This is a genomic window from Streptomyces sp. NBC_01298 (assembly GCF_035978755.1).
Taxonomy (GTDB): domain Bacteria; phylum Actinomycetota; class Actinomycetes; order Streptomycetales; family Streptomycetaceae; genus Streptomyces.
Window position 1 is genome coordinate 139984 of the sequence record NZ_CP108416.1, and the last position, 21429, is coordinate 161412.

Annotated in this window: 22 protein-coding genes; 9 read left to right on the forward strand and 13 right to left on the reverse strand. The window is 70.8% G+C overall.

Features of this window, described 5'->3' with window-relative positions; genetic code table 11:
• Positions 1-2: 2 nt before the first annotated feature.
• From OG730_RS43415 to gdhA, 3 genes are all read right to left on the reverse strand, one after another.
• A complete protein-coding gene (locus tag OG730_RS43415; RefSeq protein ID WP_327310004.1) occupies positions 3-1358 on the reverse strand; it encodes a DUF1254 domain-containing protein in 1356 nt (451 codons plus the stop codon).
• 96 nt (positions 1359-1454) lie between these two features.
• Positions 1455-2801, reverse strand: a complete 1347-nt coding sequence (locus OG730_RS43420; RefSeq protein ID WP_327310005.1) for an AMP-binding protein — start codon at positions 2799-2801, stop codon at positions 1455-1457.
• 206 nt (positions 2802-3007) lie between these two features.
• Entirely contained in the window at positions 3008-4372 is a 1365-nt protein-coding gene (gene gdhA / locus OG730_RS43425; protein WP_327310006.1) for an NADP-specific glutamate dehydrogenase, read from the reverse strand.
• A gap of 241 nt (positions 4373-4613) precedes the next feature.
• Here gdhA and OG730_RS43430 point away from each other — a divergent pair, with 241 nt between their 5' ends.
• The gene (locus tag OG730_RS43430; protein WP_327310007.1) at positions 4614-5102 is read left to right on the forward strand and encodes an anthrone oxygenase family protein; all 489 of its coding nucleotides are present in this window, start codon (positions 4614-4616) and stop codon (positions 5100-5102) included.
• Positions 5103-5106: 4 nt separating this feature from the next.
• On the opposite strand, the gene OG730_RS43435 is transcribed toward OG730_RS43430, so the two are convergent.
• Entirely contained in the window at positions 5107-5673 is a 567-nt protein-coding gene (locus tag OG730_RS43435; RefSeq protein WP_327310008.1) for an anthrone oxygenase family protein, read from the reverse strand.
• A gap of 174 nt (positions 5674-5847) precedes the next feature.
• Between OG730_RS43435 and OG730_RS43440 the strand changes: the two genes are divergently transcribed.
• Entirely contained in the window at positions 5848-6333 is a 486-nt protein-coding gene (locus OG730_RS43440; RefSeq protein WP_327310009.1) for a GNAT family N-acetyltransferase, read from the forward strand.
• A 47-nt stretch (positions 6334-6380) separates the two neighbouring features.
• Here OG730_RS43440 and OG730_RS43445 read toward each other — a convergent pair whose 3' ends face one another.
• The 3 genes from OG730_RS43445 to OG730_RS43455 all read right to left on the reverse strand — a co-directional run bounded on the left by OG730_RS43445 (position 6381) and on the right by OG730_RS43455 (position 8476).
• Complete coding sequence (locus tag OG730_RS43445) at positions 6381-7298, reverse strand: AraC family transcriptional regulator (RefSeq protein ID WP_327310010.1); 918 nt, start codon at positions 7296-7298, stop codon at positions 6381-6383.
• A 24-nt stretch (positions 7299-7322) separates the two neighbouring features.
• Positions 7323-8168: an NmrA family NAD(P)-binding protein gene (locus OG730_RS43450; RefSeq protein WP_327310011.1), complete on the reverse strand. Its 846-nt coding sequence runs from the start codon at positions 8166-8168 to the stop codon at positions 7323-7325.
• 104 nt (positions 8169-8272) lie between these two features.
• Positions 8273-8476 (reverse strand): DUF4287 domain-containing protein, encoded by a 204-nt coding sequence (locus tag OG730_RS43455; RefSeq protein WP_327310012.1) that lies wholly within the window; start codon positions 8474-8476, stop codon positions 8273-8275.
• Between the two features lie 116 nt (positions 8477-8592).
• Between OG730_RS43455 and OG730_RS43460 the strand changes: the two genes are divergently transcribed.
• The 3 genes from OG730_RS43460 to OG730_RS43470 all read left to right on the forward strand — a co-directional run bounded on the left by OG730_RS43460 (position 8593) and on the right by OG730_RS43470 (position 10455).
• Positions 8593-9423, forward strand: coding sequence for an alpha/beta fold hydrolase (locus OG730_RS43460; protein WP_327310013.1), 831 nt, complete (start codon positions 8593-8595; stop codon positions 9421-9423).
• A 65-nt stretch (positions 9424-9488) separates the two neighbouring features.
• Positions 9489-9728, forward strand: coding sequence for a hypothetical protein (locus OG730_RS43465; RefSeq protein WP_327310014.1), 240 nt, complete (start codon positions 9489-9491; stop codon positions 9726-9728).
• A gap of 175 nt (positions 9729-9903) precedes the next feature.
• Positions 9904-10455, forward strand: a complete 552-nt coding sequence (locus OG730_RS43470) for a flavoprotein (protein ID WP_327310015.1) — start codon at positions 9904-9906, stop codon at positions 10453-10455.
• A 16-nt stretch (positions 10456-10471) separates the two neighbouring features.
• On the opposite strand, the gene OG730_RS43475 is transcribed toward OG730_RS43470, so the two are convergent.
• Genes OG730_RS43475 through OG730_RS43490 form a run of 4 tightly spaced genes read right to left on the reverse strand, consistent with a single transcriptional unit; the run spans position 10472 to position 12626 of the window.
• On the reverse strand, positions 10472-10978 hold the full coding sequence (locus OG730_RS43475) for a DinB family protein (protein ID WP_327310016.1): 507 nt from the start codon (positions 10976-10978) through the stop codon (positions 10472-10474).
• Between the two features lie 43 nt (positions 10979-11021).
• A complete protein-coding gene (locus tag OG730_RS43480) occupies positions 11022-11225 on the reverse strand; it encodes a hypothetical protein (protein WP_327310017.1) in 204 nt (67 codons plus the stop codon).
• Complete coding sequence (locus OG730_RS43485; protein WP_327310018.1) at positions 11195-11716, reverse strand: sigma factor; 522 nt, start codon at positions 11714-11716, stop codon at positions 11195-11197. Before OG730_RS43485 ends, OG730_RS43480 begins: the two co-directional genes overlap by 31 nt.
• Positions 11703-12626, reverse strand: a complete 924-nt coding sequence (locus OG730_RS43490) for an NAD-dependent epimerase/dehydratase family protein (protein WP_327310019.1) — start codon at positions 12624-12626, stop codon at positions 11703-11705. Before OG730_RS43490 ends, OG730_RS43485 begins: the two co-directional genes overlap by 14 nt.
• An 826-nt stretch (positions 12627-13452) precedes the next feature.
• Between OG730_RS43490 and OG730_RS43495 the strand changes: the two genes are divergently transcribed.
• From OG730_RS43495 to tpg, 4 genes are all read left to right on the forward strand, one after another.
• Entirely contained in the window at positions 13453-14733 is a 1281-nt protein-coding gene (locus OG730_RS43495; RefSeq protein WP_327310020.1) for a ParA family protein, read from the forward strand.
• The gene (locus OG730_RS43500; RefSeq protein ID WP_327310021.1) at positions 14730-15629 is read left to right on the forward strand and encodes a ParB/RepB/Spo0J family partition protein; all 900 of its coding nucleotides are present in this window, start codon (positions 14730-14732) and stop codon (positions 15627-15629) included. Before OG730_RS43495 ends, OG730_RS43500 begins: the two co-directional genes overlap by 4 nt.
• Before the next feature lie 135 nt (positions 15630-15764).
• Complete coding sequence (gene tap, locus OG730_RS43505) at positions 15765-18080, forward strand: telomere-associated protein Tap (protein ID WP_327310022.1); 2316 nt, start codon at positions 15765-15767, stop codon at positions 18078-18080.
• Between the two features lie 9 nt (positions 18081-18089).
• A complete protein-coding gene (gene tpg, locus OG730_RS43510) occupies positions 18090-18644 on the forward strand; it encodes a telomere-protecting terminal protein Tpg (RefSeq protein WP_327310023.1) in 555 nt (184 codons plus the stop codon).
• Positions 18645-18837: 193 nt separating this feature from the next.
• Here the strand turns inward: tpg and OG730_RS43515 are convergent, their stop codons facing one another.
• Both OG730_RS43515 and OG730_RS43520 read right to left on the reverse strand, forming a co-directional pair.
• On the reverse strand, positions 18838-19311 hold the full coding sequence (locus OG730_RS43515) for a MarR family transcriptional regulator (RefSeq protein WP_250744360.1): 474 nt from the start codon (positions 19309-19311) through the stop codon (positions 18838-18840).
• Positions 19308-19946 (reverse strand): helix-turn-helix domain-containing protein, encoded by a 639-nt coding sequence (locus tag OG730_RS43520; RefSeq protein ID WP_239516702.1) that lies wholly within the window; start codon positions 19944-19946, stop codon positions 19308-19310. The genes OG730_RS43515 and OG730_RS43520 overlap by 4 nt, the downstream gene beginning before the upstream one ends.
• Positions 19947-21429: the final 1483 nt, after the last annotated feature.

The following is a 21429-nucleotide window of genomic DNA, read 5'->3' on the forward strand; positions in this document are numbered from 1 at the left end:
TGTCAGCCGTCGGTACGCACGACCGCCGGCGGCGCGTAGCGCCCGGTGAGGATGTCGGGGTGGGGCAGGTACTGGCGCAGGATGAGCCGGAACAGCGTGCCCGGTTCGGTGGTGGGCAACCAGTTGGCCTCCTTGTCGGGGCCCGGGCTCTCGCGCTGCAGGTAGAGGGCCAAGGACCCGTCGGCCCCGTACTGCAGGCCCTTGGTCAGGGATCCCAGGTGGTAACGGCCGATCGGGTTCTCCACGAGGAACCCCTCGGGGTTGAGGTACATGGTCACCGACCAGAAGGCGCCCACCGGTGGAAAGCCGTCGGGGGCGAAGCGGATCTCGTACGTGTGGTCGCCGGACATGGGCCTGCCGTCGGCGTCCAGCATGGCGCCGACGTAGTACGCCTCCTGGGCCTTGTTGGCGAGCAGGCCGAGCTGGGCGATCTCCAGACGGGAGAAGTAGTCCGTGCCCCAGTCGCCGATGGTGTCGGGGTCGACCATGACCCAGCCGTTGCGCGAGGGCCCCGCGAAGGGCATCTCGGCGTACAGGTCCCGCAGGCTGTCGGCCACCGCGCGCCGCATGCCGTCCAGCGCGGCCGGGTGCAGGGCGTCCGGGTCGAAGGGGCGGTGCGGGGCGATGCCCAGCGGCGCGAGCAGGCCCAGGACACCGGCATCGGCGGCGGGGGGCGGGCTGGCGGAGAGGCAGTCGGCGAGCATGCGGTAGAAGTCGAGCGGGTCGCCGGTACGGAAGTCTCGCGCGGGCGGGTTGGCGGCGGCGTCGGGCGCGGGTGCGCCGGGGTCGGCCGGGCGCAGGGCGATCCGCCCCTGGAGGGCCACGGCGGCGGGGACGTCGTCGTCGAGGATGGTGACGCGGGCCAGGAGGCAGACGAGCGAGGTGGGCGCGGTGATGACCCGGGTGATGCCGGGCGGTGTGGTGCCGCGCCGGCCGGGGCCGGTGATCAGGTAGTCGCCGCCGGTGGTGTCACCGGTGCGGGTGCCGACGTAGGCGAAGCTGTTGGTGTACATGTCCAGCAGCTGCACGGTGAAGTACCGGTCCGCGACCGGGGGTACGGACAGCACGACCGGCCCGGCCGAGAGGTCGACGAAGGTCCGTGAGTAGGGTGCGTCGACGATCGGGGTGACGAAGTAGGTGTCCTTCGGCTCCGCACGCCGCGGAGTGTGGTGCACCTGGTTGATCGCCCCCATGTGGGTGGGCGCACTCCTGTCGACGTGCCACTCCCACAGGCTGCGGTGCATCTCCACCAGCGGATAGCCGTAGCGGAACGCGGCCATCCCCGCCCAGTACCCCTCGTCCCCGCGTGCCTTCTCGTGGCCCTGCGCGATCTGCTCCAGCAACGACTCCACGTCCACGCGCACTCCGATCGACCCCACCCGAAACGGACAAAACCTCCCACTACCCTCGACGTTCACCACGCCTACGGCAACCGGGGAGGCACGCACGTACCGTCAGGAGTCGCCCAGCGACAGCAGCTTCTTCTGCGGCTTGCCCATCGCGTTGCGCGGAATCGCCGCCACGAACCGCACCTCGCGCGGCCGCTTGTGCACCGACAGGTGTGCGGCGACGAAGTCCGTCAGTTCCGGACCGGTGACGCCCTCGGCCACCACGAAGGCCACGATCCGCTGCCCGAGATCCGCGTCCGGCAGCCCCACCACCGCCGCCTCGCTCACCTTGGGGTGGTCCAGCAGCGCGTTTTCGATCTCCCCGGCGCCGATCCGGTAACCGCCCGACTTGATCATGTCGATGGAGGCCCGTCCCACGATCCGGTGGACTCCGTCGGCCTCGTCGACGGCCGCGATGTCGCCCGTACGGAACCACCCGTCCTCGGTGTAGGCGGCGGCCGTGGCCTCGGGCCGGCCCAGGTACCCGGAGAACAGCGTCGGCCCGGTGAGCTGGAGCTCGCCGATCTCCGCGCCCGCCTCCGCCACGATCCGTGTACGGATGCCCCGGAGCGGGGTTCCGACCGTCCCGGGCCGCACCTCCCCGCCCGCGCGCCCGCTCACCGTGATCAGCGTCTCGGTCATCCCGTACCGCTCCACGGGCCGCAGCCCGGTCAGCCGCTCCAGGTCCCGGAAGACCGGCGCGGGCAGCGCGGCACTGCCGGAGACGAGCAACCGGGCCCCGCCCAGCGCGGCGGCCGCCGCCGGCGCCCCCGCGATACGGGACCACACGGTCGGCACCCCGAAGTACAGGCTGCCTCCGGCCTCCGCGTAGGCCTCCGGGGTGGGCCGCCCGGTGTGCACGAGACGGCTGCCGGTACGCAGCGCACCCAGCACGCCGAGGACCAGTCCGTGTACGTGGAACAGCGGCAGCCCGTGCACCAGGGTGTCCTCGGCGCTCCACTGCCAGGCCTCGGCGAGGGCGTCGAGATCGGCGGCCACGGCCTCGGCGGTGAGAACGACCCCCTTGGGCGGGCCGGTGGTCCCGGAGGTGTAGAGGATCAGCGCCGCCCGACCGGGCTCGGCCACGGCCCCGAGATCACCGCCACCGCCGCCGCGCCGCGCGAAGTCCACGTCGACGAGCACGGCGCCGGAGTCCCGCAGGATGTGCTCCCGCTCGGCGGGCCCCGCATCGGGCGGCAGCGGTACGAAGGGCACCCCGGCCAGCAGCCCGCCGACGACGGCGGCGACGGTCTCCAGGGAGGCCGTCGCGGTCACCGCGAAGGCGGGCGCCCCGGCGACGTCGGCGGCCACGGCACGGGCCGCCCCGAGCAGGTCCTCATAGGAGGCGTCCCGCCCGGCCACCCTCAGGGCATCGGGCCGGTCTCCATACACCCCGGTGAGCGCGGTCAGCACTGATCCCCCTACGGAGTCCGATCACATCCAACCGCCCCACCCTACGACCGCCACCACCCGAGCCCCGCCCCCCGACCGGAACCCAGCCCCGCCGGCGTTTGAGGCGCGGGGTCCGGGCAGAGCCCGGGGAACGGAGGAGGGGCGGGTCGGGGAAACCCCCGCCCGCCCCACCCCGGCACGTCAGGGCCGGCGTCGGCGTCGGCGCCTCAGATCAAGCCCTGCGCCAGCATCGCGTCCGCCACCCGCTCGAACCCCGCGATGTTCGCCCCGACCACATAGTCCCCGGCGGAGCCGTACCGCTCGGCGGTCGCGTAGGACACCGCGTGGATGTCCCGCATGATCCCCGCCAGCTCCGACTCGACCCGCTCCGCGCTCCACGCCACGCGTCCCGCGTTCTGCGCCATCTCCAGCGCGCTGACCGCGACCCCGCCCGCGTTCGCCGCCTTGCCCGGCCCGAAGGACACCCCGGCCGCCTGCAGCAGGTGCACCGCCTCCGGCGTGGTCGGCATGTTCGCGCCCTCCGACACCGCCCTGACCCCGTTCGCGATCAGCGTCCGCGCGTCATCGGCGGTCAGCTCGTTCTGCGTGGCCGACGGGAAGGCGACCTCCGCCGCCACGTCCCACACGCGCCCGCCCGGCACGAACCGTGCCGACGGCCCGCGACGCTGCGCGTACTCGCTCACGCGCCCGCGCTCGACCTCCTTGATCTGCTTCAGCAGTGCGAGGTCGATGCCCTTCTCGTCGACCACGTAGCCCTGCGAGTCGGATGCCGTCAGCGGGTTCGCACCGAGCTGCTGCAGCTTCTCGATCGTGTACAGGGCCACGTTGCCCGAGCCGGAGACGACGGCCGTCAGCCCGTCGAGCGACAGCCCCTTGACCGCCAGCATCTCGGCGGCGAACAGCACGCTGCCGTAGCCCGTGGCCTGCGGACGGATCAGCGAGCCGCCCCAGCCCTGGCCCTTGCCGGTCAGGACGCCGGCCTCCCAGCGGTTGGTGATGCGCCGGTACTGGCCGAAGAGGTAGCCGATCTCGCGCCCGCCGACGCCGATGTCGCCCGCGGGGACATCGGTGTGCTCACCGATGTGACGGTAGAGCTCGGTCATGAAGGACTGACAGAAGCGCATGACCTCCGCGTCCGAGCGCCCGTGCGGGTCGAAGTCGCTGCCGCCCTTGCCGCCGCCGATGCCGAGGCCCGTCAGCGCGTTCTTGAAGATCTGCTCGAAGCCGAGGAACTTCACCACACCGATGTCCACCGACGGGTGAAAGCGCAGGCCGCCCTTGTACGGGCCGAGCGCGCTGTTGAATTCCACCCGGTAGCCACGGTTGACGTGCACGCGACCACGGTCGTCCTGCCACGGCACCCGGAAGATGATCTGCCGCTCCGGCTCCGTGAGCCGCTCCAGCAGGGCCACGCCGGGCTCCGCGTACTCGGGACGTGCCGCGAAGACGGGGGCCAGGGTGTCCAGGACCTCCCGTACGGCCTGGTGGAACTCGGGCTGGGCGGGGTTGCGGCGCTCGATGTCGGCGCGCAGCGCGTCCAGCCGGCCCTGCGGGTCCTTGGGGTCCGTCACGGTCTGTTCCTCCAGGTCTCGATGTGGGGACCGGCCCCGAGATGCGGCTCGAAGCTCCGGACCAAGTTTCCGCATCGCGGAAGTCAATATCCGAACACAGTCTCCAGCCGGAGGGTACCCCGCCCGCCGACCACGACCACGAGCCTTTCCGGCCTGCTCTCATCGGCACCACTCCACCATGGCCGACTCGATCTTCGCACCACCATGGACAGGAGCACGGGGCAGAACATAGACAGGCCATATGGACATCGCACGGGTCGCCGCCCTCGTCGCCGCGACGCTCACCACGGGCCTGATGGCGGGCCTGTTCTTCGCCTTCGACGTCGCGGTGATGCCGGCGCTGAAGCGCTCCGACGACCGGACCCTCATCTCCGTGATGCAGCGCGTGAACACTTCCATCATCAATGGCTGGTTCATGCTCGCGTTCCTGGGCGCGCTCCTGTTCACCGGCCTCGCGGTGGCCCTGCATCTGCCCGCCGGCGAGCACGCGCCGTTGCCCGCGCTGACGGGCGCCCTCGTCCTCTACGTGCTCGCCGTCGCGGTCACCGGCCGGGTGAACATCCCGCTCAACAACGCCCTGGAGGCGGCCGGACCCGCCGAACGGATCGCGGATCCGGCCACCGTACGCGCGGCGTTCGAGAAGAAGTGGGTACCCGCCAACCGCTGGCGTACCACCCTGTGCACGGCCGCCCTGGCCTGCCAGGCCTGTGCCCTCCTGGCGGCCGCCTAGCCCCTCAGCGTCCGGCCCCGGACGCCGCGGACGCCCCCGATGCCCCGGACGCCGCCGATGTACCCGTCGCCCGCCCGTACAGTACGAGCGCCCGCGCCAGGGCGGTCAGCGCCGCCGCGCAGAGCAGGGTGCGCACGATGTTCGGCGTCTCCCAGGTGCCCTTGAACTTCTCCACGACCGAGAAGTCGGTCAGCTTCGCGGCATCGCCCAGGTCGGCGAGTTCATTGTTGAGCGGAATGTTGACCGCGAAGGTGACGACGAGCACGACGAGGTACGCCGCCGCGCCCAGCGAGGCCCACAGCGCGACCGTGCGGCGCCCGGCCCGCGCCTCGACGAACGCCGAGGCGAAGGCGGCGAGCAGCGCGACGACGAAGACCGTCCCGAAGAGCGGATTGCCGTCGATGACGGCGTTGAAGCTCTGCATCGCCGTGACGTACGTACGGTCGTCGGTCTTCGCCAGTCCCGGCATCACCGAGACGTCGAAGGCGAAGAAGAGCCCCGCCATCAGCCCGACCAGGACGGTCGACAGGCCGAGCAGCGCGGTGGAGAGTCTGGTGCCGTTGGATCCCATCGGATGTGCCCCCCGTATGTATGTGTATAGGTCCGTATGCCTGTACGTCCGCGGCTGTTGATCGTGCCATCACCCGTACCGCCTTGCCAGTGAATCCTCAGTGCCGGACGGCCCCCGCACGGACCCGCACAACCCCCTGCCAACTCACATGTACTGCACACGTAGGCTGCTCGAATGAGCGCACCCGCCAAGCCCCTCCGTCTCGCCCCGGTCACCCCCGAGAACTTCGCCGCAGTCTCCGCGCTGTCGGTCCGTCCCGACCAGGAGCACCTCGTCTCGCCGGTCGTGAAGTCGCTGGCGGAGGCCTACGCCCACGGGGAAACGGCCTGGCCCCGGGCGATCGTCGACGGCGACGAGGTCGTCGGCTTCGTGATGGCCTTCCTCGACATCCCCTGGGACCCGGCCGAGGACCCCCACGACATCCGCTCCGGCCTCTGGCGCCTGAACGTCTCGGCCGCCCACCAGTCCAAGGGCTACGGCCGCTTCGCCGTCACGGCGGTCACCGAGGAACTCCGCCGGCGCGGCACCTCCCACGCCTACGTCACCTGGCACCCGGGCCCCGGTACACCCGAACCCTTCTACCTCTCCCTCGGCTTCCGCCCGACGGGCGAACAGAGCGACGGCGAAACGGTGGCCGTCCTGGACCTCCGGACCACCTGACCCCGAAGAACCCGACGCCCAAACCACCTCACCCCCTGGCCCCGTCCCTACCCCGCGGCAGCCGCCGCCCCCACCCGGTACTCCCGCGGGCTGACCCCCCGTACCCGCTTGAAGGCGGTCGAGAGCGCGAACGCCGAGCTGTAGCCGACCCTGTGGGCGGCCGAGGCGAGCGTGGTGGCCGGGTCGCTCAACAGGTCCGCCGCCAACGCCAGCCGCCAGCCCGTCAGATAGGACATCGGCGGCTCGCCGACCAGCTCGGTGAAACGGCGGGCGAACGCGGCCCGCGAGACGCCGACCTCGCGCGCCAGCGACTCCACCGTCCAGCCGTGGGCGGGGTTCTCGTGCAGCAGCCGCAGCGCCGGGCCGGTGACCGGATCGCTCTCGGCGCCACCGCGCTCCGCGAGCCAGCCGCGTACGACGCCGATCAGCAGCAGGTCCAGGATCCGGTTCAGTACGAGCTTTTGGGCCGGCTCCGTACGGGAGATCTCCACGCCCAGCAGCCCGACCAGCGCGGAGTCCACCGGACCGACCAACACCCGCGGAAGCGCGTTGAGCAGGCGGCTGCCGATTTCGCCCGGGTCCTGGTAGGTGCCGCTCAGCATCACCGCCGAGCCTTCCGCCGCACCCCACGTCCGTACCCCGAGAGCCATGGAGTCCGACACGTCCTCCCCGCCCTCGACCTTGCTGCACCGCTGGTCAGGACCCACCCTGATCTGCGGGGGCGTGTCCTTGGAATCGGCGACGCTGTACGGAACCGGTCCCCGCACCAGTGCAGCCTCACCCGGCGCGACGAGCACCGGTTCGCCGTCGTCGGGCAGCAGCCACGCCGATCCGTGCACCATCGTCATCACCGACAGCGGGGCCCGGTCCTCGATCCGGATCGACCAGGGCGGATTGAACACGCACTTGATGAGGAAGGCGGATTTGGCCTTGGGGCCTTCGAGCAGAGCCGTCAGCGTATCCATCGCCCCATTCTCCCCGTCCACTCCCTACACGTCCCAGGCCCCGCGGCCCGCCGCCTCCCGCGCGAAGTCCGAGAAGTCCCGCGGCCCCCGGCCCAGCACTTCCTCGACCCCGTCCACGAGGTGCGCGTTGCGCCCGTCCAGGATCAGCGTGAACAGGTCCGCGAACTCCTCCGGCAGCCCGTTCTCGCGCAGCACCTCGCGGTAGGCCCCGTCCGAGACCGGGACGTACGAGATCTCGCGCCCGGTCGCCTTCGACAGCTCGGCCGCGACATCGTGGAAGCTGAGCAGCCGCGGGCCGGAGAGCTCGTACGTACGGCCGATGTGCCGGTCGTCCTCGGTCAGCGCGGCGACCACCACGTCGGCGATGTCCTCGGCGTCGACGAACGGCTCGACGGCGTCGGCCGTCGGCAGGGCGATCTCCCCGGCGAGCACCGGCTCCAGGAAGAAGCTCTCGTCGAAGTTCTGGTTGAACCAGGCCGCGCGCACCACCGTCCAGTCGGCCCCGGACTCCTTCAGCGCTTCCTCGCTCCGCCGGGCCGCCTCCTCGCCGCGGCCCGAAAGCAGCACCAGCCGGCGTACCCCGGCGGCCACGGCCACCCGTGCGAAGGCTCCGACCTGTTCGGCGGCGCCGGGGAAACCGAGGTCGGGGTAGTACGTGACGTACGCCCGGTCCACGCCCTCCAGGGCCGGTCCCCAGCTCTCGGGCTCGTTCCAGTCGAAGGCCGGCTCACCGGAGCGCGACCCGATGCGGACCAGACGGCCCAGGGCGGTGAGCTTCTCGGCCACGCGCCGGCCCGTCTTGCCCGTGCCGCCGATGACCAGCGTGCGGAGGTCGTTGTCGTTCTGCGTCTGCTGCGTTGTCTTCGTCATGGGGACCAGTCAACTCCCCGGGCCCGAGACGGAACATCGCCGAGAAGCTCAACCGCATACGCCTGCGTCCACGGCCCCGTCGACACCCCCGCGGGCGGCTCCCGCTACTGCTCGGTGAGCGTGTGCTTCACGAGCGCGTTGGCGTGTCCGTGCCCGATCCCGTGCTCGGTCTTGAGCCAGCCGACGAGCTCCATGTGCTTGGTCAGCGGCGAGGCACGGATGAGCTCCTGCCACTCCGAGACCGGACGGCCGTACTTCTTCTCGATGGAAGGGAAGTAACTGGCGGGGCCCTTCACCGGCTCGGTCATGGCGATCCTCTTCTCTCGTTGCCTTCTGGTGCACACGAAGCGACGTACAAGGGGTAGACCGGAGCCCCCGCGAAAACTCATCGGCCCCATCCCGAAAATATCGGATGATCCGCTTCATGATGTGGACCGAACGCGCCGTCACCCGAGCCGGCGTCCGTCTGACCTGCCGTGACTGGAACTCCCCCCACCCCGCCTCCGCGCCCCCCGTCGTCCTCCTCCACGGCCTCGCGGGCCACGCGGGCGAATGGGACGCCACCGCCGCGCACCTGGCCCCGCACCACCGCGTGGTGGTGGTGGACCAGCGCGGTCACGGAGCCAGCGAGCGCCGCCCCGCGGACGTCTCCCGCGCCGCGTACGTGGCGGACGTGCGGGCCGTCTGCGAGCAGCTCGGCGTGCACCGCCCGGTACTGGTGGGCCAGTCGCTCGGCGGCCACACCGCGATGCTCACCGCCGCCGCCCACCCGGACCTCGTACGGGGCCTCGTGCTGATCGACGCCGGCGCCGCCCGGGCCGACCCGGACACCCCGGAACAGATCGGCGGCTGGCTGGCCTCCTGGCCGCTCCCGTTCCCCAGCCTCGACGGGGCTCGCACCTTCCTCACCGGTCAGGGGCTGAACGGCGAGGCCTGGGCAGCCGGCCTGGAGCAGCGCGCGGACGGCTGGTACCCCCGCTTCGAGCGCTCGGTGATGGTCGCGGCCATCGCCGAGAACGGCGCCCGCGACTGGTGGCCGCAGTGGCGCGCGGTCCGGTGCCCCACCCTGCTGGTCATCGGAGAGAAGGGGATCATGCCGCCGGAGGAGTCCGTCCGGATGCTCGACTCGGCCGCCCCGTCCACCGCTACGACGGCGGTCTCCGTCCCGGGCTCGGGCCACGACGTCCACCTGGACCGGCCCGCCGTCGTGCACTGCCTGCTGTCCACCTTCCTTTCGGAGCTGCGGACGGAGTAGCAGCCGAAGTTCCGGCAACCGGGTGGCCTTGGTGACCCCCGTCCGACCACGTCGTTCACCAGGACATGATCAAGCGCATCGCCACCACGGCCCTCCTCGCCGGTACCGCCGCCCTCGCCATCGCCGCCCCCGCCATGGCCGCCGAGCCGCCGCTCGCCGACTCCGTCACCAGCACCGTCGCGGACGCCCCCCAGGACATCGCGGGCCTGGTGCCCGGCCAGGCCGGCGACGACCTGACCGACTTCTCGGGCGCGTTCGGAGCGTTCACCGCGGGCAACGCCCAGCAGACCGTCTCCAACGGCTGACCCGCACACTCACCCCGGACTCCCGGACTCCCGGACTCCTCGGAGCGGCGGATCCCCCCGAACCCCTGGACCGAATCCGGTCCGGGGGTTCGTCCGTCCGGCGCCCGGGTACGACGCTCACGAGCCACCACGACCTGGGTCAACCACAGGTCAAGCAATATGATCACATTGCGGTATGACCACGACGAAGACCCTCTACCTGCTCTGCTCCGCCGCCCCGCCCGTCTTCGACGTGGCCCGTGTCATCGAGGACGCCCAGTCCCGCGGCTGGGACGTCTGCCTCGGCCTCACCCCCACCGCCGCGCACTGGCTCTCCGGCAGCCTCGACGGTCTCGCCGCGCTCACCGGCCATCCCGTCCGCTGGCAGTACAAACTGCCCGGCGATCCCGACGTATGGCCGACGGCCGACGCCCTGCTCTTCGCCCCGGCCACGTTCAACTCCGTCAACGCCTGGGCCCTCGGCCTGACCGACCGGTTCGTCGTCGGGGTCGCAGCCGAGGCCATCGGCAAGGGAACCCCCGTCGTCACCATGCCCTGCGCGAACTCCGCCCTCACCGCCCACCCGCAGTTCGACCAGTCCCTGGCCGTCCTGCGCGGCGCCGGCGTCTCGGTCCTGTTCGGCGACGGCGGATTCGTACCCGGACCGGCCGGCCCCGACGCCCCCGCGCACTTCCCCTGGGCGGCAGCCCTGGCCGAGGTGGACCGCACGGCGGTATCCGCCGCGTAGCCCGCCCGGGGCGCCGCTACTCCCCGGTGACCCCGTCGATCGCCTCGCACAGCAGGTCCGCGTGCCCGTTGTGCCGGGCGTACTCCTCGATCATGTGGGCCAGTACGTAGTGCAGGGAGTAGGCCTGCTCCTCGTAGGAGCCGATGACGTCCAGGGACTCGGCCGCGTCCACGATCGCCCGCGAGCGCGCACAGGTGTCCTCCCAGATCTTGAACGACCCGGCGACGTCGGCGTCGTCCACGTGGAACTCCGTCCACTCCCCCGCCTCGTTCTTCGGGAAGTACCCGCGGACGTCCTCGCCGCCCACGACATTGCGGAACCAGCCGCGCTCGACCTCCGCGAGATGCCGTACCAGCCCGAGCAGACTCAGCCCCGACGGAGCCACCGCCCTGCGCCGCAGCTGCTCGTCGGACAGCCCGGCGCACTTCATCATCAGGGTGTCCCGCTGCCACTGGAGCATGCTGGTCAAAGTGGCCCGTTCGTCGCCCACCAGCACGGGCCGGGTCCGCTGCTCATCGATCATCGGATGATGATCACAGCCCTACGGCAATGACCGCACCGCGATTTCACATCACGGACACGGCGGACGGGGCCGCCTCCTTCTCCGGATTCACCTGCAGCCGCAGGTCCACGACCCGCCCGTCCATCGCGTCCAGGTCGTAGGTCAGCGCCGCGCACGCGACTCCCCCGTGGACGAACACCACCGGCTCCTCCCCGTTGACCCGCGCGGACTCCAGGGTCACCGCCCGCAGCGCGGGCTTGGCGGGCATCCCCAGCAGCCAGCGCGCCACGTGGTCGGCAACGCGCAGCGGCCGCCGGGCCGCCGCCGTCCGACCAGGCCGTCACCTCGGGAGCGAGCAACTCCATCACCGCGTTCAGCTCCCCACCCACACATGCCGCGAGGAACCGCCGCGCCGCCTCGCCCCGTTGCCCCGGCTCGGTGGCGAACCGCGGCCGCCGGGCCTGTACATGGGCCCGGGCCGCCGGCTCCACCCGCTCCGCACCGTCGGGCACGGCCGGAAGTGAGCCGGTTCGAGGACAGATTGGTGACCGTGCGCACCAGATACGCCCTCGGGTCGAGGACGGCCGACCGGTCCGCGCGGTCCCCGTTCAACCACGCGTCCTGGAGCACGTCCTCGGCATCGACGAGGCTGCCGAGCATGCGGCAGGCGACGTCGAACAGCACCCGCCGATGCGCGGTGAAGGGTCCGATGGCATCGGCAGGGGCTTCCGGGGCGCGGCAGCGCTCACGAACGATCATGCTGCCGCGCCGCTCCCGCCAGCGCACGCGCCCCGGCCGCGCTGCTCGCGTACGTGGGAGCCCAGCCCAGCTCACGCCGCGCCTTGGCGTTCGTCAGCCGCAGATCCGTCCCCATGATGGTGTGCGCGAGCGGAGCCGGCTTCAGCACCCACAGCGGTACGGTCATCGGCGCGGGCGCCCCGAACGCCGCGGCCACCGCCCGCATGTGCGCGTCCCACCCCAGCGGCTCGTCGTCGACGATGTTGTACGCCTGCCCGGGCCGCCCCGACTCCACGCCGGCCACGACGGCGTTCGCCGCGTCGTCCACGTCGACCCAACTCAGCGCCCGCCCCTTGGACGGCACCACGGGCAGGGCGCGCTTGCGCAGCATCGACACCACGTGGACATCGGTGATCCCGGCTCCGTAGAACAGCCCGAAGCGCAGGCTCACGCCCTCGATCCCGTCGGCGGTGAAGGCCAGCTCCTCCTTGGTCCGCATCGCGCCCACGTGCCGCTCCAGCCAGACGTTCGCCCCCTGCGGCCCGAAGCCGTCGTCCTCGCCGAGCACGGCCCCGCCGTGGTCCCCGTACCCGTAGCCGAACATCATCGACTCCACGACGAACCGACGCGCCCCGGTCTCCCGCGCGGCGGCCAGGAGATGGGCGGTCCCCTCGGTGCGCAGCACGTTGGTCCCCGCCATGTCCTGGTGCCGGGCCATGGTCTTCCCCGACAGCGCCGTGGCCGCGTGCACCACCACGTCGAAGCCGAGCCCGTCCACGGCCCGCAACAGGCCCTCCCGGTCGAGCAAGTCGGCCCGGACATCCATCCCGGCGCCCCGCCCGAGACCGGCGACCTCATGCCCGGCCGCACGCAGAGCCCGTACCGCCCGCTGTCCCAGAACCCCGCTCGCACCCGCCAGCAGAACCTTCATGGCCGTCTCCCTCGTCGCTCGCTCTTCGCGATGTCATCCATGGGACAAACGGGAGCCCCGGAAGGTGACACGACAGAAGGGTGACCTGCCCCACAACGCGCGGCAGAAGTCCCGGACGTCACCGAGCGCGCCCGGAACACCCAGCGTTAACGCCGTTAATGCCCGCCCCCTCCACCAACCCCCGGCCCTCCGGCGTTAACGCCGTTAATGCCCCCACCCCACCCCACCGCGCCAAGCCCCTACGCGACTCCGGCGTTAACGCCGTTAACGCCAACCTCACCACCCGGTCCAGCTCCACCCGGCGTTAACGCCGTTAATGCCCTGCCCCACCACCGAGCCCGCCGCCCCTCCAGCGTTAACGCCGTTAATGCTTCCCACGGCCAACCCGCGAGACCCAGCCCCTCGATCGTTAACGCCGTTAATGCCCCACCGCACCGCACCGCCAACCGTCCAGGCCCACACCCTCAGCCGTTAACGCCGTTAATACCTCGCGCCTCCGCCCTCGCCCCACGCCACCTCCCCCAGCCGGGCAACGGCAGCGAACCCCCACACCACATCAAGGCGTTAACGCCGTTAATGATCCACTTCCCCAAAAAACGCTGCCCCTGCTTCCACCTCCGCTTCGACCCGGCCCGCTCGCCCGAGTGCCGGTCCGAACCGGGCCCGTCGGCCCCGGACTCCGCACCCTCCCCGACCGGCTGACGACGCGTCCCGGGCGGCCTCACCCCCGCCCGGGAGGCGAATCCCGGCCGATCCACACCACTCCGTTAGCAAAACTCAAGCGTGGTGCCCACGAACACCCTTGAACGTTAGTAAAGTCCCTCGCATGACTTCACCCTCGTCACCGAGCGACCGCGAGAAGGTCGTCTCCAAGCTCCCTCCGTGGCTGCGCCAGGAGCTCAAGATCCGCACCGCCCAACTGAGGGTGGACATCCAGGACGCCGTCCACCAGGGCATCGCCCACTGGAGCGCGCTCGCCTCCTCCCCCTCCCCCGTCGACACCTCCGGCGCCGAGTCCTTCTCGACCTGGCTGCCCGCCGGCCAGTGGGAGTCCTTCCGCTCCGACTCCAAGGACCGCGGCGTCTCCCTCATCCAGGGACTGGCCCAAGCCGTCTCCCTCTGGCTGGAGATGAACCCGGCCCCCACCGTGATGCGGCCCTCGGTCGTGCGCCGCATCGTGGTGTGCAACCAGAAGGGCGGTGTCGGCAAGACCGCCATCACCGCCGGCACCGCCGAAGCCCTCGCGGAGGACCCGGACACCCTCCACCCGGTCCGCGTGGCCCGCCAATTGGCCCGGCTGTCGGCGACCGAGGACTCCGACCAGGCGGCCCCGGATGCCATCGCGTCCGCCACCTCCGGCCCGCCGGTAGACCTGGAAGACCTGCCCGGACTCGGCATGCGCGTCCTGCTCGTCGACTTCGACCCCCAGGGCCACCTCACCAAGCAGCTCGGCCGGCAGCCACTGCCCATCGGCGGAGACAGCCTCACCTGCCACATGGCGGGCGAGGCCAAGGGCCCCCTCGCCGACCTGATCGTCCCCATCCCGGACGAGCACTTCGGCGACCGGCTCCACATCCTCCCGGCCTGCACGGACGCGTTCCTCCTCGACGTCCGCCTCTCCACGGTCCGCGCCCGCGAGGCCGCGCTCGAACGGGCCCTCGCCCCCGTGGAGGCCGACTACGACGTCATCCTCATCGACTGCCCGCCCAGCCTCGGCCTGAGCATGGACGCCGCCATCTACTACGGCCGCCGCCGCGACGCCGAACAGCCGGGAGCCTCCGGCGCGCTGATCGTGGTCCAGGCGGAGGACTCCTCGGCGGACGCCTACGACCTCCTCACCTCCCAGATCAACGATCTCCGCGACGACCTCAGCCTCGACATCGACTACCTCGGTCTCGTCGTCAACCTCTACGACGGCCGCCGCGGTTACATCGCGACCTCCTCCCTCCAGGCCTGGATGGACATAAAGGATCCGCGCGTGGTGGCCATCGTTCCCGACCTCAAGGAACAGCGCGAAGCGGTCCGCGTGAAGCAACCGCTGTTCGTCTACGCACCCAAGGGCGAGCAGGCCGTCGCCCTGCGCGCGCTCGCAAGGGAGATCTCATGAGCAAGGCCGACAAACTCGGAGTCTCGAGTTCCTTCGCCCGCGCCCAGCCCGTCGGCGTCAGTTCCCGCCGCGCGGCGATCGCCGAAGCCACCGGCGCCCCCACCTCCGGCGTGATCCCGCCCTCCGAGGTGCCGATCGAGGCCCTCGCCCACAACCCGTTCAACCTCCGCGAGGACCTCACGGAGCTCGAAGAGCTGGCCGCGTCCCTGACCGTCCGGGGTCAGCTCCAGCCCCTGGCGGTCGCCACCCGCATGGCCTTCATGGAGGCGCACCCCGGCAACGCCGAGGGCCTGGGCCGCGCCCCGTACGTGGTCATCGACGGCAACCGGCGCCTGGCGGCGGCCCAGCGCGCCGGCCTGCGCACCATGCAGATCCACGTCAACGACTCCCTCGCCTCCTCGGCGGCGGACATCCTGGAGTCGGCGCTCATCGCCAACGTCCACCGCGTCGACGTGGCACCCATGGACCAGGCCCGCGCCCTGCAGGAGCTCGTCGAGGTGCACGGCTCCCAGGCCCAGGTCGCCAAGCGCCTCGGCAAGACACCGGCCTGGGTCTCCCAGCGCCTGACCCTCCTCAACCTCACCCCGGAGCTCCAGGACAAGGTGGAGACCGGCGAACTCAAGGTGGAACCGGCCCGCCGCATCGGCCGCCTCCCCCAGGGGGACCAGGCGTCCGCGGCGGAGGAGGCCGTTAACGCCGTTAACCCCCCGCGCCAACGCACCCGCCCGGCCCCCGCCCCCACCCCCGAGCCCGGGCCTGAGCTCTCCCCCTCCGCGTCCCCCCGCCGCATCACCATCGCGGCGGACTCCCCGGACACGATCGCGGACGCCCTCACCGCCCACCTCACCCCGGACGACCTGAAGGCGGTAACAGAACTCCTCCTGACCCGCATCTAACCCACCCCACCCCACCCAGACCCGACCCCACTCGACACGAAGGGGGCGTTGGCCCGGTCGGACCACCATCGCCCCCACGTGTGTTTCAGGTGCGTTCCATGGTGCGGTTCGCATAAGCTGCGCCTGGAGGTGCCCATGCCCAACGCGCACGAAAACGAACAGACCTCGCTCTTCGCCGCGGTCGATGCCCTGCTGGAAGAGGCCGCGGCACAGGACGCCCTCCCGCACCCGGACGAGCGCAAGCGCCTCCGCGAGGCCGCGGGCCTGAGCCAGGACCAGATCGCACAGGCCCTGGCCGTCCGCCGCGAAACGGTCACCTCCTGGGAAACCGGCCGCACGGCCCCCCGCCCCCCGAAACGCGCCGCCTACGCCCGCCTCCTCAACGGCCTGGCAGACCTCCACGGCATTAACGCCGTTAACGCCCCCGCCCCACCCCGGCCCGCGGCCCCTCACGCCACCCCAAGCATTAACGCCGTTAACGCCCCGCAGGCCCCCGCACCGCAGGTTGTCGTCCCTGAGGCCGAGACCCCTCAACCGGCCACCCCCGTTAACGGCGTTAACGCCGTTAACGCCACCCCCCACTCCATGGACGCCCGCCCCGAGGCCTCACCCCCGCACCCGGGGCCTGGGGCGGAGCCCCAGTTCCGGGAAGGCACGGGCAGGGCAACAGCCCCGCAGAGCCCCACCACACCCCCCACCCACCCACACCCCGCGCCCCGCGCCCCCCACCCCCAAACGGGAGCGGGAAGGCTCACACCCCACCCGGAGGGCAACGGCCCCCTGGCCGTACTGGACGGCGCGGGCAAGGCCCACGCGGCCCACGGCGCGGTCCTTTCACCCCCCGCCACCCCCACCCTCCCCGCCCTCGTCGAATGGGCCCTCTCCCCCGCCGCCGACCTCCGCTCCCCCCGCCTCCACCGCAACGGCAAGGACGGCGACCCCCTCCTCGTCCTCACCCCCGCCGCCACCGAGGCACTCGGACTCCCCCTGGTCCTCGAAGACCGCCGCGGCCTGCGCCTCCCCGACGACCACCCGGTCATCAAGCAGCTCACCAAGGCGAAATGGCAGCTGACCCGCCGTGGCTTCGGCCCGTGGCCCCGCATCTACCGCCCCGCCACCCCCACCACCGGCCGCCAGTGCGTCCAGCTCGCGATCCTCCCCTGGGGCGCCCTCGACCCCCGCGCCTGGGGCGAGCACACCGCCGACCTCCCCGCACCGGAACTCGCCGAGCTCCTCACCTCCTACGCGACCCGCGTCCTCACCCCCCGCGGCTCCACGGCCGTCTCGGGCCTGGAACTCATGACGGCGCTCCGCCCGCCCACCCGCGCGGCCCGCGACGAGTCGACGAACACCTGGGTCTCCGCCCCGGTACCCGGCTCCCTGACCCGCCCCGTCGACCCCGCTCCCCCGGAGGCCCCCGACGAGCACCCGGTCGTCGCGGCCCTCTACCCCCGGTCCCACCAGCGCACCCCGGACCAGGTCCTCGACGAGGAGGCGTACGACTGGATCCGCGACCCCCAGCTCCTCAGCGACGCCGAGTGCACCCGCACCCACGCCGTCGGCATCGACGTGAACATGGCCTTCGCCGCGGCCGCCAACCGCCTCCTCGTCGGCACCGGCCCCGCGGTCCACACCGACGGCCCCCGCTTCGACCCGAAGCTCCCCGGCTCCTGGCTGGTGGACCTCTCCGCCCAAGCCGCAGCCATGGACCCCCGGCTCCCCAGCCCCTTCACCCCGCAGGGCCTCCCGCCCACCGGCCCCGCCTGGTACGCCACTCCGACCCTCGCCTACGCCCAGGAGCTCGGCCTCACCGTCCGGCCCACCGAGGCCTGGCTCCGCCCGGAGCACGGCCCGTACCTCGACGCCTGGTACACCCGCCTGCGCGACGCCTACATGGCGACGATGGCCGAACTCGGGGTCCACGCCTCCCTCACGGACTCCGCCTTCCTCCAAGCGATGGCGGAGTACAAGGGCGACCCCGACTCCCCCGCCCCGCAGACAGCGGTCCTCTCCGCGATCAAGTCCACCGTCAAGGGCGGCATCGGCAAGCTCCGCGAACGCCCGCAGGGCGCCGGCTACCGCCCCGGCGAAAGCTGGCCCGCCCTCGAACGCCCCACCTGGCGCCCCGACATCCGAGCCGCCGTCATCTCCACGGCCCGAGTCAACATGCACCGCAAGATGCAGAAACTCGCGACAGCCGCGGACCTCTACCCCATCGCCGTCCTCTCCGACTGCGCGGTCTACCTCTCGAACGGCCCCAGCCCCCTCGACTTCCTCCCCCGCACCCCCGAGGGCAAGCCCCTGCCCGGCGGCTTCCGTCTCGGCGTCAGCCCCGGCATGGTCAAGCACGAGGGCACCCAACCCCTCCTCTGGGCCGTTCAACTACTCGACGAACGCCACAACCCCGCCCGTCACATCAAGGGCCACGACGCCGCGGCCGACGGAGAGTAAGAGCCACCCATGTCCGAGATCAGCGACAGCCTCGACCGCGCCGACGAACAGAACTTCACCCGTCCCATCCCCAAATCGGCCGGCGCCCAAATCCGATACCTCGTCAAACAGCTCAAATCAACCAAGGCCGTGGCCGACCTCCTCGCCATCTCCCGGCGCACGGTCGAGCGGTACGTGAAGGACCAGATCAAACAGCCCAAGCCGGCCCTCTCCGCCCGCCTGGAGCGCGAGGTGCGCCGCCGCTGGCAGCCCCTGGTCCGCAAGCGCGCCCGCGACAAGGCCGCGAAGCAGACCGGGCTGGTCATCGAGACCCGCGCCCGCTTCGGCTTCAGCGCGGCCCCCGGCACCACCGACGACGGCCGGATGCGCCGCATCACCCAGCACCTCCCCCCGGAGTACGCCTCCCGCCTCTTCAGCGCCCACGAGGCCGGAGCCTCCGAAGCCCAGCTCCGCGGCATCACCGCCGAAGGGCTCCAGGAGATCTACTTCAAGGACAACGGCGCCCGCGCCCAGGGCCTCCTGGTCGAGTTCACCGACATCGACTACGTGGAGCTCAACTTCTAGAAACCGGACAACGCCCCCCGCAAAGCAGCAGGGGGCAACTTGTCAACGGCACCGAGGGCACCGTGGCCAATTCCCACCCCCGAGCCCTTCCAAGCCCCCCTGAGCCCCTCAGCCAACACAAAGGGCCCCGGAGTGCTCCGGGGCCCCCACAAGCCCCTGAGCACCCCTCAGAAGCCCTGCAAACACCACTCACTCAGCCAACCGCGTGCAGCGCCCTACGCCGCTTCGACTCAGCCGCCTTCTTGGCGACGGCCTGAGCCGCCCGCTTCTTGCGCTGCTCGGCGAGCTGGTCCTGATACGCCGCCACTGCCCGGTGGTAGCTGGCCACATAGCCCCGAGCGTCCAGCCGCTCCTCCGCGTCCATCTCGTTCACGGCCGCGACCGCATCCTCGAACGAGGTGTAACCGGCGAGCATCGGGTTGATCTGGTAGACCCCGTTCCGGATCTTCCTGACCAACTTCGCCAGTTCCAGGCTCCGCAGCGCGGCGTTCACGCTCGGCCGGCTCAGGTCCAGCATCCCGCCGACCGTCGCCTGGTCGATGAGGATCCGCCCGCCCGGCTCGCTGAGCGAGCGCAACTTCAGCAACACCCGGTACGCCGCCGGAGGCAGGTCGAGGTCGGAGAGCAGCCCGTCTGCGTTGACCGCAGCGAATCGCAAGGTACTCACTGAGCCGTCCCTTCTCCCGTGCGCTTCGTCCGGCTCACCCGACGCGCAGCGCGCTCTCTTGCCCGTTCGGCCCGCAGTTCCGCGATGGCCTGCCTCATGTGGTCCAGCGAGGGGAAGCGCACCAGGTCCGGCAGGCTCGTATCGCTACGAATCTGCGAGATGGTCCCGTGCTGCTCCACCTTCACGAACTCACCCGTCATCTCGGTACCCGGGATGAACTCCGCTACCCGGTAACTGTAGGGCGGGTTGAACTGATAGACACCCCGCCGCACCTTGAAGACGATCCCATGAGACATCACCGTGTGCAGAGCTTCCGACGTCTTCGTCCGACTGACATCCAGGATGGTAGCCATCTCCTCCTGGGTAAGTGGAATCCGCCCCCCCGCCCGCTGGCAGGCGATGAGCAGCAGGATCAGCCGCAGAGGCAGCGCTTCGCGGAAGTACTGGGCGATCACGAGGAAGAACTCGAGGCTGTCCATCGAGAACGCATTCGGCTGATTCTCGGTCCCGTAGAACTCCAGCGGCTTGCGCTCACCGTCCAAGGTCAGCTTCCGCGTGGGGTACCGCTTCGCGAGGCTGTCCAGATCCTTGACCGGAGCCAGGGGCTGACTCCACGCGGAGATCGCATCGTCCACCGGCAGATCGGGACGCGGGGTCCCTACCGGATTGCCCCGGCGGCGCTGTGGCTCTGATGACACGAGGCTGCTCTCCACTCCGTTGATCTGCGGAGATCAGTATGTCAACAAGGGTGACACAAGTGTCACGCTCGTTGACGTTCGGCGTGTCTTGTGTCCCCTCACAGGTGACATATCTCAGCCACACACCCCCCGGACCCCCTCCCGACCCTCCCCGGCCAACCGCACCCACCCCACCACCAGTTAGCCGGCAGATCTCCCCCCATACGTCAGCCCCGCCGACGTTTTAGCGCATTTTACGTCAGTACCACTGACATTTTGCAGTCGTTGTGTCCCCCTAGCAGCGACACAACACCCGAGATATGTCCCTCCTGAGGGGACATATCTTTTCCCCCGTACCCCCTCTGACCTGCAACGACGCATCTCCGTACCTTCTATAGGCCGGTGGACGCTCCCGCCCAAGCTTTAAACACCGTCTCAACCCGCACGCAAGACCTCCCATCCGCCCCAAAAACCACCCCCTCCCCAAGCCCGCCCACCCCACCGGAACCCCTCGCTCCTCAGCCACAACCCCGCAGAATCTGACTGATTCCCATCTCTATCCACCCATCATTTTGAAGCAGCCCTCATCTACAACCCTTAACGCCGTTAACAACCCACTCAGCAGACCCGTTAACGCCGTTAAGACCACAACCAAAACCCGAGGTGACAGCCCCTCACTCTCAACCTCACCCGACGCACCCCAAGAACCACCCTTCACGTGTGCTAACCCCGATGCTTGCCCAGGAAACGACCTCAACCCTGTAGGAAACCGCGGTGGCCGATTCCTTCAAGGTCCAACAGCCCTTTTTCAACACTCCACGCTTGCCACAGTTCACAAGGCGAAGCCCAACATGTTCGTCCATGAGCGAGTAAGAATGACTCTCCCAACCGCCAGCCCTGACTATGTGACACAACGTCACTGGGGCCCCCAAGCAGGCTCTTCCCACCAGAGCCAGTCCGCAGCCAAGCGAAGGACCCCGGAACGAAGCGAGGCATGTCACTGCTCCGGAGCGAAGCGGAGGGGCCCTCTCGCGAAGCGCGAGGCACCAGGCCGCAAAGCGGCCTCCGCCGAACTCAGCCGGCAGCTTCAGTCCGAAGCGCTTCGGTACCCCTTGGCCCAAAGCTCCCAGCCCCGGAGCGAAGCGGAGGGGTCCCCTCGCGAAGCGAGAGGCTCTGGGCCGCAAAGCGGCCCCCACCGGTGGAGCGCAGCGGAACCGGTGGCAGTCCAGAGCAAAGCGCAGGACTCCGGGCCGAAGGCCCGGCTATGACTCGGAGCGAAGCGGAGAGGCAAGCCCGAAGGGCCTCGCCCGAGCGCAGCCAGGGCCTTCGGTCCTGAGCGCGCAGCGCTCAGGTACCCGCTCCGAAGGAGCGGGCTCTAGCTGCGCTCAGCGCAGCCCGCCGAGCGCAGCGAGGCGGTTCTAGTCCCCAGCGCGCAGCGCTG

What these genes read in the sequence shown, in the direction of transcription:
- OG730_RS43430 (WP_327310007.1), top strand. Translation starts at nt 4,614, where the DNA reads ATGGACATCGCACGGGTCGCCGCCCTCGTCGCCGCGACGCTCACCACG.
- OG730_RS43435 (WP_327310008.1), bottom strand. Translation starts at nt 5,673, where the DNA reads ATGGGATCCAACGGCACCAGACTCTCCACCGCGCTGCTCGGCCTGTCG.
- OG730_RS43440 (WP_327310009.1), top strand. Translation starts at nt 5,848, where the DNA reads ATGAGCGCACCCGCCAAGCCCCTCCGTCTCGCCCCGGTCACCCCCGAG.
- OG730_RS43445 (WP_327310010.1), bottom strand. Translation starts at nt 7,298, where the DNA reads ATGGATACGCTGACGGCTCTGCTCGAAGGCCCCAAGGCCAAATCCGCC.
- OG730_RS43450 (WP_327310011.1), bottom strand. Translation starts at nt 8,168, where the DNA reads ATGACGAAGACAACGCAGCAGACGCAGAACGACAACGACCTCCGCACG.
- OG730_RS43455 (WP_327310012.1), bottom strand. Translation starts at nt 8,476, where the DNA reads ATGACCGAGCCGGTGAAGGGCCCCGCCAGTTACTTCCCTTCCATCGAG.
- OG730_RS43460 (WP_327310013.1), top strand. Translation starts at nt 8,593, where the DNA reads ATGATGTGGACCGAACGCGCCGTCACCCGAGCCGGCGTCCGTCTGACC.
- OG730_RS43465 (WP_327310014.1), top strand. Translation starts at nt 9,489, where the DNA reads ATGATCAAGCGCATCGCCACCACGGCCCTCCTCGCCGGTACCGCCGCC.
- OG730_RS43470 (WP_327310015.1), top strand. Translation starts at nt 9,904, where the DNA reads ATGACCACGACGAAGACCCTCTACCTGCTCTGCTCCGCCGCCCCGCCC.
- OG730_RS43475 (WP_327310016.1), bottom strand. Translation starts at nt 10,978, where the DNA reads ATGATCGATGAGCAGCGGACCCGGCCCGTGCTGGTGGGCGACGAACGG.
- OG730_RS43480 (WP_327310017.1), bottom strand. Translation starts at nt 11,225, where the DNA reads ATGCCCGCCAAGCCCGCGCTGCGGGCGGTGACCCTGGAGTCCGCGCGG.
- OG730_RS43485 (WP_327310018.1), bottom strand. Translation starts at nt 11,716, where the DNA reads ATGATCGTTCGTGAGCGCTGCCGCGCCCCGGAAGCCCCTGCCGATGCC.
- OG730_RS43490 (WP_327310019.1), bottom strand. Translation starts at nt 12,626, where the DNA reads ATGAAGGTTCTGCTGGCGGGTGCGAGCGGGGTTCTGGGACAGCGGGCG.
- OG730_RS43495 (WP_327310020.1), top strand. Translation starts at nt 13,453, where the DNA reads ATGACTTCACCCTCGTCACCGAGCGACCGCGAGAAGGTCGTCTCCAAG.
- OG730_RS43500 (WP_327310021.1), top strand. Translation starts at nt 14,730, where the DNA reads ATGAGCAAGGCCGACAAACTCGGAGTCTCGAGTTCCTTCGCCCGCGCC.
- tap (WP_327310022.1), top strand. Translation starts at nt 15,765, where the DNA reads ATGCCCAACGCGCACGAAAACGAACAGACCTCGCTCTTCGCCGCGGTC.
- tpg (WP_327310023.1), top strand. Translation starts at nt 18,090, where the DNA reads ATGTCCGAGATCAGCGACAGCCTCGACCGCGCCGACGAACAGAACTTC.